This window comes from Actinacidiphila acididurans (assembly GCF_016918855.1).
Taxonomy (GTDB): domain Bacteria; phylum Actinomycetota; class Actinomycetes; order Streptomycetales; family Streptomycetaceae; genus Actinacidiphila; species Actinacidiphila acididurans.
In genome coordinates this window covers 245,994-260,402 of the sequence record NZ_JADKYB010000007.1, presented here as the reverse complement: position 1 = coordinate 260,402, position 14,409 = coordinate 245,994, and the positions used below count along the sequence as shown (strand labels likewise).

The following is a 14,409-nucleotide window of genomic DNA, read 5'->3' as shown; positions in this document are numbered from 1 at the left end:
GTGAGTGGAGCCACGGGCGCCTCGGGCGGCCCCGGCAATACCGGAGGCGCCCGTGGCTCGGCCGATCGGGGCACTCCGCACGAGGGGGGTTACACCGTGACGGACACCCGTCAGTCGGCGCAGCCGCACCAGCCGCCGTCCGCGTACGCGCCGCCGCCCACGGGGGCGCCGGGGAGCGGCTCGAGCGGCCTGACCGGCACCATGGGGTCGGGGCAGTCGGCATCCGGCGTGCGCAAGCCCAGGCCGGCGGCGGCCAAGGCGGCGCCGCGCACCCGCAAGGCCCGCCTGCGGGTGGCCAAGGCCGACCCGTGGTCGGTCATGAAGGTGAGCTTCCTGCTCTCCATCGCGCTGGGCATCTGTTCCATCGTGGCGATGGCCGTGCTGTGGATGGTGCTCGACGCCATCGGGGTGTTCACCACGGTCGGCTCCACCATCAGTGAGGCGACCACCTCGCAGCAGGGCGGCAAGGGCGGCTTCGACCTGGTCTCCTTCCTGTCCCTGTCCCACGTGCTCATCTTCACCACGGTGATCGCGGTCATCGACGTGGTGCTCGTCACCGCGCTGGCCACGCTCGGCTCCTTCATCTACAACATGTCCGCCGGCTTCGTCGGCGGCGTCGAGCTCACCCTGGCCGAGGACGAGTAACCGATTTGGGGCAGCGCTGCTCGTGCGCTAATCTTTCGGTGCAGCGCGGGGCTATAGCTCAGACGGTTAGAGCGCTTCCCTGATAAGGAAGAGGCCACAGGTTCAAGTCCTGTTAGCCCCACCAGCGAGAGAGCGAGGCAGGTCCGCGGGAAGCGGACGTGCCTCGCTCTTCTTTTTGCTCGGCTTCGCCTCGCGCAGCGGGGGCTTCGCCACTCGCACCTCCCTCAAGGGGCGGGCCGAACCCGATACGTGCCCGGGCCTCTTTGGTGTGCGGTAGGGGGCGCCCGTATAGTCGGGCAGGTCAGATGGCTCGTCCCAGAGATGAAGAGGAGGTCGCGCGGTGAAGAAGTTTCTGCTGATCGCACTGGCTGCCGTCGCCGGGTTGTTCGTCTACCGACAGATCCAGGCGGACCGCGCCGAGCAGGACCTGTGGACGGAAGCGACTGACGCCGTCCCCGCGGGTTCCGGCTCCGGCTCGTAGGACCCGCTGATCGCGGCGCCGGACGACGAGCGCCCGCCAGTCTCGAAGGCCCCGGCCGCACATCTTTGTGCGACCGGGGCCTTTGTCGTGCCCGAGCCTTCGTCGTGCCCGAACCCTTGTCGTGCCCGACTCTTTGCCGTGCGCGAGATTTGGCCGTACCCGGGGACCCGTACCGGCGGGATGCCCGTACGCTCTGTTGCCGTACGGTGACAGGCGCCGCCCTCGGGTGCGCGCGGTCCGTGGTCCCGGCGGTACGGGGGCCGTGGCGGCATCGGGACCCGAAGGGGTGGGACATGAGGCGTACGACATACACCGGGGCGGTGCTGCTCGCGCTCGCCGCTCTTATGGGCTCCGGCGCCCCGGACGCGTCCGCCGCCCCCGGGGGTACGGGACAGGGCGCGTGGCAGCCGGCCGGGACCCCGCTGGCCGGGAGCACCAGCAGCGCGGGCCGGCCGGGGATGCGGGCCGCGGTCACCTACCGGGACACGATCGGCCCCAACGAGACGAAGTTCTACGGGATCACGCTCGACGCCGCGTCCTCCGCATACGCCTCGGTCTTCGCCGTGCCGCGCCCCGGGGCCAGGGTGACCTTCGGCGACGGCATCGATCTGCGGCTGGTCTCCGCCGACGGCGCCGACTGCGACGCCCAGGACGCACACTTCCAGGACGACGACCCGCGCCCGGTGGGCACCGCGGTCGCGCGTACCACCGGCAGCGGGCGGCCGTGCCAGGAGGCCGGGGGGTACGCGCTACGGGTGCACCGCAGCAGCGGGGGCGACTCCGACCCCGCCGCCTGGCCGCTGGAGTTGCGTTACGTCCTGGAGCCGCCGCTGCGGGCCGGCGCCACCCCGCAGGCCGCCCCGTACTACCCCTCCTCCGCCGCCACTTTGCCCACCGGCGGTGTCGAGCACCCGGCGGCCGGCGGAACCTCCCCGCGGACCGCCCCCGCGCTGGGCGCCGGGGCCTGGCAGGACCAGGTGCGGCCCGGCGAGACCCGCTTCTACCGGGTGCCGGTGGACTGGGGGCAACAGGCCACCGTCTTCGCGCAGTTCGGGGGCGGCGGGGACCTCACAGGGGCGGCCGCGGGGAGCTCAGCGGGCTCGTCGGACGGGGCGTCGGGGACTTCTTCGGGGCTGACCGGCGGGTCCTCCGCCGGGTCCGCCGGGTCTTCGGGCGGGACGCCCGCCGTGTTCATCGGCTCCGGCGTGCGGCTGCGCGCGTACAGCCCGGTGCTCGCGTACATCAGCGGCGACAGCCACTCCTACGACGGCCGGTCGGTTCTGCTGCGCACCCAGCTCGCGCCGGCCGAGTACGTCAACCGTGATTCCCCCGACCCGCAGGTGGCGGCGGTCCGGTTCGCCGGCTGGTACGTCTTCGCGGTCACCGTGCACCCGGGGGTGGCGGAGGTCGCCGGGAACGGCGCGGTGCCGGTGACCCTGCGGGTGGCGGTGGCCGGTACGGCTGCGCACGCGCCGGCGTACGCCGGTGATCCGCGGCAGGCCGGGATCGGGCTGGACGCGCCGCCTCCCGGCTCCTCGTCCTCGTCCTCGCAGGCCTCGCAGGGCGCCTCCGGCTCGTCCTCCGCGGCGGCCGCGGGCCCGGCCTCCCCGCACGCGCGGGGCCTGCGGATGCTCGGCTTCTCCGCCATCGGTACGGGCACGGCGCTGGTGCTGGGCTTGGCGCTGTGGGCGGTGGTCGCCCGGCGCTGGGCGCGGCGCGGGGCGGGGGACGCTGCTCGGGGTACGGCGGGGGGCGCGGTGGGGGCTGCCGCGGTACGGCGGGGGCGGTAGCGGCTGGCTCACGCCTTCTCGCGCTGGGGCGTACGCCGGGCGCGTAATCCGTATCCCGCTGCTGCGTACCCCACGTACCGCCGCTCGTGCTGCTCGGGCCGGTCAGGAGGCCGCGGCGAGGGCCACGAAGCCGACCGCGAAGCAGATCGCGGCCAGCACCAGCACCGGGATGACCACCTTGACCGGGGGGCCGGGCCGCTTCCGGCGCACCGGGAGCTCGGCCGAGGCCGTGTCCTCGGCGGGGTCCGCAGCATCCGCGGCGTCCGCGTTGGGCGCATCCGATGACGGGACGGGTTCGGCCGCGGGGTCGTCCGGCTGAGGCTCTGCCTGAGGTTGGGCCTGCGGCGGGGCTTCGGGCCGGGCCTGCGGCTGTCGCGGGAAGGGCGGCGGCGTGGGCGGTTCCGCCGGCCGGGGCGGGACCTGGACAGGCGCCGGGGAAGGCGTCGAGGCGGGCGACGGCAGCGGGGTCGGGGGAGGCGTCGCGGGTACGGGCGGCGCGGCCGGCATCACTGGCAGGGGGGTACCTGGCGTATGCGGCGCGGTCAGGGGCGCGGGAGGTACGGCCTGCCCGGGGGCGTACGCCGGCGCAGGGCTGGGCGGCGGCACCGGTCCGGGCGGCGGCGGCACCGGCGCCACCGGGTCCGCATGTGTCCTGGTGTGCGTGACGGGTGCCTGGGCGGGCTGGTACGCGGGCTGCGGCGCCGCGTGCCGGCCGGGGGCGCCGGGCGGTCGCGGCGTGATCGGTCGGCGGGCCGGGGCCAGCGGACCGTCCGGCCCGAAGCCCTCCGGCAGTTGGCCGATCTGGTCGAAGATCTCGACCGGTTCCTCGTCCTCGGGCGGCGGCGGTATCAGCTCCAGGGCGGCGGCCAGCGCCTTGCGCGCGCCGGTCGCCGTACGGAACCGCACGTCCGGGCTCGGCTGCAGCAGTGAGCCGATCACCTGCCACAGCGCGTCCGGCACGCCCAGCGGCGCGGGCGGCATCCCGGCGGCCAGGAACCGTTCCCGGATCGCGTCGGCGTCCGGCCGCTGCCCGCTGAGCAGGTAGAGCGAGACGAGCCCGACCGCGTACAGGTCGGCGGGGAAGTCCGGTTCGGCGCCCAGCAGTTGCTCGGGGGCGAAGTAACCGGGCGTTCCCACCACGTAGTTGGCCTCGGTGAGCCGCGGGTCGCCCTTGCGCATGGCGATGCCGAAGTCGGACAGCCGGACGTGCGGAGTGCCGGTGCCGGTCGCCTCCAGCAGCACATTGGCCGGCTTGACGTCGCGGTGGATCACGCCCTCGGCGTGCACGGCGCCCAGCCCGGCCAGCAACTGGTCCAGCAGCACCGCCACATAGTGCGGGCGCAGCGGCCCGTAGTCGCCGACCAGGTGCGACAGCGAACCGCCGCGCACCAGGTCCATGGTGAACAGAACCTTGTCGTCGTCGGCGGCCCAGCTCGCCGGGGCCAGCACGTGCGGGTGGTCGATGCGCATCGCCTGCTCCCGCACGAAGCGCAGCAGCGAGTGGGCGTCGCTCTGCTGGAGCACCTTGGCGGCCACGTACCGGCGCCGCCGCTGGTCCCAGGCGCGCCATACCGCGCCGACGCCGCCGCGTCCGATCGGGTCCACCAGTTCGTACCGGCCCGCGAAGAGCTCACCCATGTCGTGCGGTCCGCCCCTTCTTGCCGTCCGTATGTCTGTCCGCCTGTACGTCCGTGTGCAAGTCCGTGTGCAAGTCCGTGTGCAAGTCGTGTGCCGTCGGCCGGGGTGGGCGGGGCCGGGGCGGCGGTGGCCGCCGGCCGACCGGCCGCCCGTTCCGCGGACCGTACCGCGCTCCTGCCGCCCGTACGGTCAGTCCTGGTGCGCCTCGTAGTGGGCGACCGCGTCGCCGGTGCGCCCGGCGCCGTACACACGGAGGAACTCTGCCAGTTGCGGGTGGGCGGGCGCGAGGGTCAGCGCGGCCCGCTCGATCTCGCCGGCGGAGGCCACCGACCGCAGCACCGTCTGTATGCCGTGCACCACCTGCCGCGCGGGGACACCGCCGAACTCGACGGACGTCGAATGGGTGCCGGGCCCGAGCAGGGACGATCCGGTCGACTCGCGGATCTCGGCCATCCGGCCGGCCGCGTCCACGGCGTCGGCCCGCCCGGCCGCCACCTCGCCCGCCAGCTCCTGGAGCGCCTGCAACCGCTGCACCACCGCCGGGTTCCCGATCTTCGCCCGCTGCCCGCTCATCAGCTGCGACAACATCGGCGCCGACAGCCCGAGCACCCCGGCCAGGCGCACCTGGTTCAGCCCCAGCTCCGCCATGAACCGCCGGAACAAATCCCCCAACGGCTCCCCGTACCACCCGCGCTGCAGCTCCCGGGCCTCCTCCGCCCGCCGCACCGCCTCCCGCGCCGACCCCTCCATACCCGCTCCCCGTTTGCGGCTGCGAAATACGCAAACCATCCTACGTACCCCGGCTCCCCACTCGGCCGCCCTCACCAAAACAGGTACGCTGTCCCCGACACGGGGCCTTAGCTCAGTTGGTAGAGCGCTGCCTTTGCAAGGCAGATGTCAGGGGTTCGAATCCCCTAGGCTCCACCCCTCTTTTCGCTGGTCAGCGGCCCTCTCAGTGATCCGTCCGGGAGGGCCGCAAGCATGCGGTGCGGGCGGGCTGAGGGTGCCCCAGGCGTACGTCACCTGCCGCCCCCTCCCCGCTGACCTCGTTCACCCGAATGGGGTAACGGCCCTTCCTGCCGCCGGCGCGCGCGGTCTTCCCGTCAGCGGCTCGGTTTACCCGGGCGGGGAGCGGAGGGGGCCGTGAAGAGTTGGTGGAGGCGGGCCAGGACGAGGGGTTGGCCGGTGGTGGGGACGTCGTAGTGGGTGGCGCCCTGGAGGACGGCGAGGTTGATGTCGTTGCCGTTGATCAGCATTTTGTTGACCACGGCGTAGGTGACGCTGTCCGGGCTGGTGATGTCGTCGGTGCCGAAGAGCCACAGGACGGAGCCGGGGAGGAGGGCGTTCTCGAGTTTGCCCTGGTTGTCGCGGTAGAAGCGCTGGTTTTCCGGGAGGGCGTCGGGGGTGGTGCCGCGGATGCCCGGGTAGGTGTCGAGGCGGTGGTCGGGGGAGGCGGCCAGGTAGGTCTGGATGTCCTGCTTGACCAGGGGGTTCAGGTCGTCCAGGCAGGTCCGCCAGTTCTGCTGGTAGAAGCGGAGCATGTTGGGGCCGTAGATACGGGCCGGGTCGACGGCGTAGCCCGCGGCGTTCTCGGTTCTGGTGAAGTAGATGGTCTCGGCGTTGGCGAAGACGAGCTGGTCGATCCGGTGGGCGGTCGGCGGCAGTCCGGACGCCGAGGCGGTGGTGATGTCGTTCCAGAGGATCTTGTTCATCGCGGGCACGTCCGGGACCGGGGCGAGGGAGATGGTGCCGCGGTACGTCAGGCGCGGGTCGGCTGCCGCGGCTTCGCCGGAGTAGTAGGCGGCGGCGAGCGCCGCGAAGCCCCCTTCGGACCAGCCGCCCGGCGCCCACTGCCCGGACAGCGCGTCGCCGAGGACCCGCTGTGCCGCGACCGCGGCGTAGATCATGGAGTGGCCCAGGCTCGCCAGGTCGTAGTAGCCGTGGCCGGTCGGGACGCCGGCGGCCACCGGGCCGAGTCCCTCGTAATCGGGAGCCACGACGGTGATGCCCTGCTTCAGCACGGCCGCCAGCAGTTCGGCGTTCGGCCCGTCGGCCCATGTGCCGTGTTCCTGGAGCTGGACGCTCGGGGCGCACTCCGGCGCCCACCCGACCGTGCCGTGACCCCAGACGAACAGTGGCCGACCGCCGGCCGGCGACGGTCCCTTGGGGACGAACAGCATGGCCGTCGCGTTGACCTGCTTTCCCGTGAGGCCGGGCATCCGGTAGACGAGCAGCGTGCCGTCCGCCACGGCGGAGATCGCCGGCGGCACATTGCGCAGGGGCGTATGGGAACCGACCACCGATCCGCTGCTCGTCGGGCCGGCGGCCCCGGATTCCCCCGGACCGCCTCCCGCCGGGAGTGCCAGCCCCGTGGCGAGGAGGGCGGCAAGTGGCAGGGCCACCGCCGTTCTGCCCCGGGGCCGGAGTGCTCCACCGGGTCGGCGGCGCGGGAGAACGCGTCGTAGGAAGAGGGACCGCCGCAGCGGGGAGAAGCGGGTGGACCGCTCGCCCGGCGTGCCGGGTATGTCGGAATCTGCCATGCCGGAAACCCCATCAGGACGCGCATCGCGGCGGAGCCCGTGCCGCGGCAGCGCATGCTTCCCGGCGACTCCCTGGCTGCTTTCTGGCGACGCTAGGCAATACGGCCGCCCCGCGCGCGCCCGGTGCGCCACCGATGGGCCATCAGGAGGCGAGCCGCGCCCAACAGGGTGCCGAAGCCGTCCCGAAAGGCTCATCCGGCCGCCTGCCGCCACGTCGGCCGCCGCGCGATGTGCCAGCGTCGCCACCGGACGCTCACGCGAGCGGGGCAGCCACCGGCACCGGGCGGGCAGGAGGAGACAGGCGATGGCGCAGCGGCAGCAGCACCTGCCGGTTCGTGGCGGGACGGCGCGACGTGTCCTCGGCGCCGCGGGAGCCCTGCTGCTCGCGGCCGGACTCGCCGCCGCCGGCGGCGTACCGCGGGCCGCGGCGGATACGGACGCTCCGAGCGCGCCGCGGTTGTGCGCGACCCGGCCGGCCCCCTCCTCCGGCACCGCGCAGGGCCCGGTGCTGGACACGAAGGGCAGCGGCGTATGGAGCTTCGTCTCCGCGCCGGGCCTTCACCCGATGCGGGTCGGCGTCACCACGCGCCGCCCCGGTAGGGCGCCCGGGCAGATCTTCGTCGCCCCGTACACCATCGGCACCACGATGACCGGCCAGACCGGAGCGCTGATCGTCGACGACGCCGGAGACCCCGTCTGGTTCCGCCCGCTGCCCTCCACGAGCCTGCAGAACGCCGACTTCACGGTGCAGACGTACCGCGATCCCCGGACCGGCACCGGGCAGCCCGTGCTGACCTGGTGGCAGGGGTCCATCGCCATTCCCCCGCAGTACACGAACCTGCCGGGCGGCGCGCCGGAGCCCGGCGGTTGCTACTACGTCTACGACAGCCACTACCGGCTGCTCAGCACGGTCTTCGCCCGGCACGGATTCAGCGCCGACGAGCACGAGTTCCTGCTGACCCGCAGGGGGACCGCACTGTTCCTCGCGACCAGGCCCGTACCGATGGACCTGACCCGATACGGCGGCCCGGCGGACGGAGCGATCCTGGACAGCGAGATCCAGGAGGTCGACCTGGCCACCGGCCGGCTCGTCTTCTCCTGGGACATGCTGCGCCACGTGGACCCCGCCCTCTCCGAGGTGCCGGCCTCGGACGCGTCGTCCTCCGGCGGGGTCTGGGACGCCTACCACCTCAACTCGATCGACGAGGGGCCCGACGGCCGGCTGCTGCTGTCCTCCCGGAACATGTGGGCGATCTACCAGATCTCCCGGGGCACCGGCCGGATCCAGTGGCAACTGGGCGGCAGGCGAAGTGACTTCACCTTCGGACCGGGCGCGGACTTCTACTGGCAGCACGACGCCCGCTACCGCCCCGGCAACCGCATCAGCATGTTCGACGACGGCTGCTGCAACCAGCCCGACGGCACCCCCGAACAACAGTCGCACGGCCTGATCCTCGACCTCGACTTCCGCGACCACCGCGCGACCACGGCGAGCACGTACTACCACCGGCCGCCCCTGTTCGCGGCCTCGCAGGGCAGCACCCAGGCGCTCCCGGGCGGCAACGAGTTCGTCGGATGGGGCCAGGAGCCGTACTACTCGGAGTACGCCGCCGCCGGGAACACCGAGAACGACGCCCGGCGCAACCTCCTCTACGACGCGAAGCTGCCCGGCTCCGACATCTCCTACCGGGCCTTCCGCATTCCCTGGGTCGGCCGCCCCGCCTACCCGCCGAGCGCGGCGGTCCGGCCGGCGAGCGGCGGCCGGAGCGTCGTCTACGCATCCTGGAACGGCTCCACGCTGACCCGAGGCTGGCAGGTCCTCGCAGGACCGAACCCCCGCACCCTCTCCCCGGCCGCCCCACCCGCCCCCCGCACCGGCTTCGAGACGGCCGTCACCACCGGGAGCCGGGGCCCGTACTTCCAGGTCAGAGCCCTGGACGCGAACGGAAAGGTGCTCGGCGTCTCCCGTGTCGTCCGAGCCGGCCACCGCTGACGGCCCGACGGCGCCCCCGGTTCAGGGGTGCCAGCGGGGAGCCTCGTCGTCGGAGAGGTCGGGGCTCCCGAAATGGAAGGGTACGGAGAGGTGGCCGGCCAGTGACCGGCCGGCCCGGTCGGCGGCGTACGAGTGGAGCCCCGACTGCCGACGTTGAGGGGAACTGCCGGTGTTCGGCGGTCACTTCGGCTGATGTACGGAAAAGTGGCGCAGCCTTTTGGTACGGATAGGGGCACAAGGTCCGGCTCCGGGAGGGGGCTCGTATGGGTGTGCTGGACGACGACAGGGCTGAGCTGCCGACGCGTGAGGCGGTGCTCGGGCAGGCGGTGCCCTTTGATCCGGAACGGTGGCGGAAGCTGCTGCCGGACAGCGGGTGGTGGCCGGGGGAACTGGACGAGTGTCCGCGGGAGGGGCTTTGGCCTCGGGTGGACCGCAGGACCGTGTTCGGGATCGCCCAGCGGGCCGAAAGCCTGGAAGGCCGGCGTCATCTGCTGGTCGCGGCCCTGGTGTGGGGGTCGGGGACGAAGGCGCGGTCGGTGAAGCGGCGCGGGCGGATCTTTGAGCGGGAGTGCGTGGCCAAGGTCGACAAAAAGCTCGGGGACGCGCTCAAGACGCTGCACGAAAAAGGCAGCAGTGCGGCCTACTTCGGGTTCAACAACAACGATCACCAGCGCATCGCCTACCTCGGACCCGCCTTCTTCACCAAGGTGCTGTACTTCGCCGGCCACGACAGCCGTACGGATCTGCGTCCGTTGATCCTGGACAGCGTCGTCTCGCGGACGCTGCGGCAGGCGAAGGCCGTCGACGGTACGTGGCCGGGGTACGGGTGGACGACGCCGCAGTACACCCGCTACCTGGAAGTCGTGCACGAATACGCCGAGCGGCGCGGGGTGCTGCCCGACCAGGTGGAGGCGGCGCTGTTCGCCCGGGGGAAGGAGAAGGGCCGGCAGAAGGGGCAGTAGAGGCCGAGGCTCAGGGGGACTCGGGGGGAGCGGAGCGCCAGCGGAGGGTGATGTCGAGGTGGGCGCCGGCTTTGGCGTTGGCGATGACGCCGCCCAGGGAGGCGTCGAGGACGACGCCGAAGGAGACCTCGATTTCTTCGGGGTGGTGGGGCAGGGCGCGGAATTGGGCGATGACCTCGGAGGCGGCGGAGGTGATGGGGGTGAGGGATTCGCGCAGGGTGCGCTGGGCGCGTTCGAGGTGGGTGCCGAGGCCGACGACGCCGCTGCCGGAGCGGGCGGTGGGGGCGACGATCACCTCGGTGCCGTCGGCGAGGGTGAAGGCGACCGGTTCGGACATGGCGAGGGGCTCCTGGGGCTGAGGCGGGGTTACTGCGGGGCGGCGCAGAGTGCGGCGGGTGGTACGGGGGAGCGGGGCTGCGCGTGCTGGACGGCGTCCAGGCCGGTCAGGAGGTCGGCGAGGCGCTCGGCGCCGGTGGTGTAGCGGAGGACGGCCCGGTAGAAGGCGGCGGACACGTCCGGTTGGAGGACGTCGGCGGCGCTGAAGCAGAGGGTCGAGCCGGAGTGCGGCTGGAGTATTCCGGCGATCCGGCGCTGCACGGGGTTGTCGGGGTACGCGGTCGGCTTCACGCGGCTGTCGGCGGAAAGCGCGTAGCCAAGGGGCTGGTTGACCCACAGGCGCTGGGCGTCGTCGGTGGCCAGGTAGCGGAGCAGGGCGGTCGCGCTCGGGTTGCCGGTGGTGAACATGCCCACGAAGTCGGCGGAGACCTCGAGTCGGCGGTCCGGGGAGAACGGCACGTAGTCGTAGTCCCGGCCGGGGGTCTGCGCGGCCGTGAAGCCCATCGCGGCCAGGCCGCCGTGCGCGAGGGAGCAGGTGGGGTGGGGCGGCCGCATCCCGGCCGCGGCACTGGCGAACTCCGTGGCCGCGGCCCCGGAGACGCTGTCGGCGACCTGCTGCCGCCAGGCCGTCCAGGCTGCCGTGACCTTCGCCGAGGACCAGGGCAGCCCACCCGACAGCCACTGCTCGTACCCGTCGGTGCCGTTCCGGCCGAGCAGGATGTCCGCGATCCAGTCCGCGCCGGGCCATCCGGAGGTCGGGCCCGACGCCAGGCCGAGGCACCATGCGTGCGGGTCGCGCTGTGACAGTTGCCGCAGGTCGGCGGGGCGCTGCGGCGGCGCGGAGCCCCCGGCGGCCGGGTCGTACCAGATCAGGCTCTTCACGTCGGCCTTGACGGGGACGGCGTAGACCCTGCCGCCGACCGTGGCCAGCCCGCGGAACGGCTCGACGAAGCCGTCGAGGGAGAGGCCGAGCGGGTGCAGTTCCCCGGACGCGGCGTAGCCGTCGATCGCCCCGACGCTGGACAGGACGGCCAGGTCCGGCGGGGCGTGCGCGGCCACCGCCGCGTCGAGCTGCTGCGTGGTGGCCCGGGTGACCTGCACGTCCACGCCGATCCCGGTGTCCCGCTCGAACTTCTTGACGACCTGGTAGAAGGCCCGGAATTCGGCGCCGCTCCAGGGGACCATGATCGTCACCCGCTGCTGCGCGCCCGAACCGCCGCCGCACGCCGCGGCCGTCAGCAGCAGCCCGAGGGCGAGGACGGCGCGCACGAGCCGGCCGGCCAGGGCACGGGCGTACGGGCCGCCGTTACGCGCCGGGCGCACGCGGGCCCGTACGAATCGCCGCGCCCCTTCACGTGCCGACGACCGTACCGATGACCGTACGAACCCGCCCCGCACCGCCGCCCGTATCGGAACCCGCACCGGAACCCGCACCGCAACCCCCCTCATGACCGCGGGAAGCGGTACTCGGCCAGCCGGGGCCGGTACGCGAGGTAGGCCAGGACGCCGGCGGCGGTCAGGGCGCACAGGGCGACGGTGGTGGTGACCGGGTGGCCGGCCCGGGGGTGGGCGGACAGGTGGGCCGCGTCCAGGTGGCACAGGACGCCGGTGGTGATGCCGACGGCCGCGGTGAGGGCGGCCGCGGCGATCAGCCGGGGGTCGGGCCAGCGGCGGAAATGGCGGGCCAGGACGTATCCGGTGGCGGTGGTGAGGAGGAGGACGGCCAGCGCCGGGCCCAGGATCAGGGTCCAGGGGACGGCCGGGCTCAGCCAGCCGGAGGAGCGCTGGTGGGAGAGAGCCGCGTTCTCCAGGACGCGCAGGTCGGTCAGGGAGGAGGTGAGGCCACCGGTGTCGGGTATCGGCGTGGTCCCGTCGCGCTCCTGGGGCGCGGTCAGGGCGCTGTGCACATCCGTGATGCCGACCACGCCGGCGGGCGAGGTGTCCTGGACGGCGGTCTCGGCGAGCGTCTGGCAGGTGATCAACTGGCCCTGTACGAACTGGATCTGGGTCCGCCCGCGGTCCCCGGCCGCATTGCCCTCGGCGGCCAGCGTGACATCGGTGTTGACCTGAGCGGTGTCGTTGGCGAACTCCGTGCCCGTGCCGATCAGCCCCACCTGCCTGGTCCCGAACGACCTCGTCAGGGCCCTGTCGGCGCCCACCGCGGCGTCGTGGGCCGCGTCGATCTCCTGGACGGCCAGCCGGGTGTGCCGGGCGTCGGCGATCCGGTGGCCGGCCTGGACGGCCGCCGTCACGTAGAGCAGCGCGGTGACCGCCACAGTCGCCAGTACGCCGTTGCGCAACCAGCGCAGCACCCGCGCCGGATGGGTCGCCCGCAGTTCCCCGTACCACCCCGCGACCACGAGCAGCGGGGAGCGCCGGGCGGAGGCGGGGGCGGTGGCCGCGCTCACGACGCGTCCGCCGGGAAGCCGCGGCCCGAGTCGCCCGCACCCTCCGCACCGTCCGCGCCATCGGGACGGCCGCCGCCGTTGGGCGCTTCGGGCCGGACCTCCGCATCCAGCCGCGCCCCGCAGTTCTCGCAGAAGAGGAGTACGGCCGCCGTGGTCGTCGTACCGCAGCGCGGGCAGCGCACGCGGGACGGGGTCGGGGACGGAGCAGGGGCGAGCGGGTCGTGGGGGAGGCCGGCGCCCGGCCGGGCGGTGCCGGTCCTGGTCGAGTCCAGGCCGAGCCGCTGCATCTCGCCGCGGGTGACGTCCGGGCGCAGGCGGGGCGGGCCGCCGCCGGGGTCGCCGCCACGGTCGGCGTCAGGCTCCGGGTCGGCGTCGGCTTCGGCGAGGGACCGCAGCAGCCCCAGCCGTACGGCGTCGCCGAGACGTTCCGCCAGTTCCAGGGCGAGCCGCAGTTCGTGGTCGGCGCGGACGGTGTCGCGCGCCTGCCAGGCGTCGGCGCAGGCCCGCATGGCCATGCCGAGTTCGCGTTCGCTTTCCACCCGGGTGAGGCTGTCGGGCACCAGGGTGCGGGAGCCGGGGGTGGAGCGGCGGCGGACCGCCATCGGCCGGGACTCGGCGCAGGCCGGACGCTCGCCGTCCCGCTCGGTGCGCAGCGTGATCCGGGCGGCGCGTAACTCCTCGTCCACCTCCAGCGCCTCCGGGTCGAACCGCAGCGACACCTGGTACTGCCGCACGCCCGGCGACCAGGCGCCGAGCGGGATGTGCAGCTCGCCGTCCCGCGGCTCAGGGCGGCCGGTCAGGTCGGCCTGCACGGGCAGGGTCTGCCGGACGAAGCCGAGCGTGAAGTGCTCGTTGAGGCGCAGCCCCAGGTAGGTGCGGGGGACGACCAGCAGCCGGGCCTGCTCCATCAGTTCGGTGAGGTCCCGGGTCAGGTCGGACACGGCGATCACGGCCTTGGCGTCGCCGTGCAGCGCCGCGGTGATCCGCAGCAGCTCCGCGTAGTCCCAGTCCTCGCCGAGCCCGCGGGCGTCGCACACGAAACGGTCCCGGCACGCGGCCAGCACCGTGCCCAGCTCCTCCGGGGTCTCGTGCTCGTCCTTGCCGTCGGTGTAGAGCACCGCGTGGCGCACCGTGCCCTCGGCCGGAACCGTGGCGAACAGGTCGCGGGCGCAGGCCAGCCAGCTGCCGATCGCGGTGCCACCCTCCGGGAGCCGGCCCCTGATCCGGCGTTTGGCCGCCGCCTTGGCCGCGGCGTCGACGGGGGCGAGCCGGCCACCGGGCGGCCACAGCACCTCGGCCTTGTGATGACCTGCGACGATGCCCAGATACGTGCCGTCGCGCACACTGTCGACGGCCGCGCACACCGCTTCCTTGGCCGCGTCGAGCTTGCCCAGGGCCGCCATGGACAGCGAACGGTCCATGATCAGCACCTCGGCGGCCCGCGGCGCCGGTGCCGCCCCGCCCTGGACCTGCGCGTGCACGGTGACGAGCGCGTCCGCCCGCCGTGCGTCGTACGCCAGATCCGCCGTCGCCTCCACCCCGACGGTGAAACTCAGCCCTGCTGGCGACCTGTCCCCCACCCGTATCACCCGACCGCGTCGTGCCGCTGTCATGCC

At 73.6% G+C, this 14,409-nt stretch carries 12 protein-coding genes and 2 tRNA genes; 7 read left to right on the top strand and 7 right to left on the bottom strand.

The features are described 5' to 3' along the window. The 4 genes from ITX44_RS15530 (at position 1) to ITX44_RS15515 (ending at position 2,916) form a co-directional block, all read left to right on the top strand. Positions 1-645, top strand: a complete 645-nt coding sequence (locus ITX44_RS15530) for a DUF3566 domain-containing protein (protein WP_205357797.1) — start codon at positions 1-3, stop codon at positions 643-645. Between the two features lie 47 nt (positions 646-692). Next, positions 693-769: transfer RNA gene (locus tag ITX44_RS15525), tRNA-Ile, on the top strand. A 216-nt stretch (positions 770-985) separates the two neighbouring features. Continuing rightward, complete coding sequence (locus ITX44_RS15520) at positions 986-1,126, top strand: DLW-39 family protein (protein WP_205357796.1); 141 nt, start codon at positions 986-988, stop codon at positions 1,124-1,126. Positions 1,127-1,419: 293 nt separating this feature from the next. Next, entirely contained in the window at positions 1,420-2,916 is a 1,497-nt protein-coding gene (locus tag ITX44_RS15515; RefSeq protein ID WP_205357795.1) for a hypothetical protein, read from the top strand. 102 nt (positions 2,917-3,018) lie between these two features. Here the strand turns inward: ITX44_RS15515 and ITX44_RS15510 are convergent, their stop codons facing one another. Together ITX44_RS15510 and ITX44_RS15505 are read right to left on the bottom strand one after the other, a co-directional pair. Then, on the bottom strand, positions 3,019-4,554 hold the full coding sequence (locus tag ITX44_RS15510; RefSeq protein ID WP_205357794.1) for a serine/threonine-protein kinase: 1,536 nt from the start codon (positions 4,552-4,554) through the stop codon (positions 3,019-3,021). A 189-nt stretch (positions 4,555-4,743) separates the two neighbouring features. Then, positions 4,744-5,304, bottom strand: coding sequence for a helix-turn-helix domain-containing protein (locus ITX44_RS15505; protein ID WP_205357793.1), 561 nt, complete (start codon positions 5,302-5,304; stop codon positions 4,744-4,746). A 101-nt stretch (positions 5,305-5,405) separates the two neighbouring features. On the opposite strand from ITX44_RS15505, the gene ITX44_RS15500 reads away from it, so the two are divergent. Next, positions 5,406-5,478: transfer RNA gene (locus ITX44_RS15500), tRNA-Ala, on the top strand. A 179-nt stretch (positions 5,479-5,657) separates the two neighbouring features. On the opposite strand, the gene ITX44_RS15495 is transcribed toward ITX44_RS15500, so the two are convergent. Next, positions 5,658-6,854 carry an alpha/beta hydrolase family protein gene (locus ITX44_RS15495; protein WP_205357792.1) on the bottom strand — a complete coding sequence of 399 codons (1,197 nt, stop codon included), beginning with the start codon at positions 6,852-6,854 and terminating at the stop codon, positions 5,658-5,660. 544 nt (positions 6,855-7,398) lie between these two features. Here ITX44_RS15495 and ITX44_RS15490 point away from each other — a divergent pair. Then, a complete protein-coding gene (locus ITX44_RS15490) occupies positions 7,399-9,087 on the top strand; it encodes an arylsulfotransferase family protein (protein ID WP_236060632.1) in 1,689 nt (562 codons plus the stop codon). A 269-nt stretch (positions 9,088-9,356) separates the two neighbouring features. Beyond that, on the top strand, positions 9,357-10,049 hold the full coding sequence (locus ITX44_RS15485) for an 8-oxoguanine DNA glycosylase OGG fold protein (protein ID WP_205357791.1): 693 nt from the start codon (positions 9,357-9,359) through the stop codon (positions 10,047-10,049). Positions 10,050-10,059: 10 nt separating this feature from the next. Here the strand turns inward: ITX44_RS15485 and ITX44_RS15480 are convergent, their stop codons facing one another. The 4 genes from ITX44_RS15480 to ITX44_RS15465 all read right to left on the bottom strand — a co-directional run bounded on the left by ITX44_RS15480 (position 10,060) and on the right by ITX44_RS15465 (position 14,406). Then, a complete protein-coding gene (locus ITX44_RS15480; RefSeq protein ID WP_205357790.1) occupies positions 10,060-10,386 on the bottom strand; it encodes a CU044_2847 family protein in 327 nt (108 codons plus the stop codon). Between the two features lie 29 nt (positions 10,387-10,415). Beyond that, entirely contained in the window at positions 10,416-11,708 is a 1,293-nt protein-coding gene (locus tag ITX44_RS15475; protein ID WP_205357789.1) for an ABC transporter substrate-binding protein, read from the bottom strand. A gap of 122 nt (positions 11,709-11,830) precedes the next feature. After that, positions 11,831-12,793: a hypothetical protein gene (locus ITX44_RS15470; protein ID WP_205357788.1), complete on the bottom strand. Its 963-nt coding sequence runs from the start codon at positions 12,791-12,793 to the stop codon at positions 11,831-11,833. Next, entirely contained in the window at positions 12,790-14,406 is a 1,617-nt protein-coding gene (locus tag ITX44_RS15465) for a vWA domain-containing protein (RefSeq protein WP_205357787.1), read from the bottom strand. Before ITX44_RS15465 ends, ITX44_RS15470 begins: the two co-directional genes overlap by 4 nt. Positions 14,407-14,409 lie beyond the last annotated feature (3 nt).